Raw genomic sequence first — 267 nt, 5'->3', positions numbered from 1 at the left:
GGGTGATTGCCGACATAGGAGCACGCGGCATCACACTACCAGCCGACATCGCCACGGTCGAGCAAGCTCATGAGCAGCTCCATGACTTCATCGAAGGATGCTGTCGGGTTCATCTGTCAGGGCTGCTAACTGGACTGGAGGCGTTGAATAACCACGACGTGGAGCAGCGTTCGAACGAAATTTACGAGGCTGCCTTTTCATTGATCGCCGATGCCGGAGAGGATGCGACATGAGCTCAAATTCCATCGTGGCGAGACTTGGGGTGAC

1 protein-coding gene is annotated in these 267 nt (G+C 55.8%); it reads left to right on the top strand.

What is annotated here, in order from left to right; all coding sequences use genetic code 11:
• A partial coding sequence (locus tag SB751_RS31195; RefSeq protein ID WP_410749168.1) for a hypothetical protein occupies window positions 1-233 on the top strand: 233 nt, incomplete at its 5' end.
• Window positions 234-267: the final 34 nt, after the last annotated feature.

Source organism: Cupriavidus sp. SIMBA_020, from assembly GCF_046535395.1.
GTDB lineage: Bacteria > Pseudomonadota > Gammaproteobacteria > Burkholderiales > Burkholderiaceae > Cupriavidus > Cupriavidus campinensis.
This window is presented reverse-complemented; position numbering and strand designations above follow the sequence as displayed.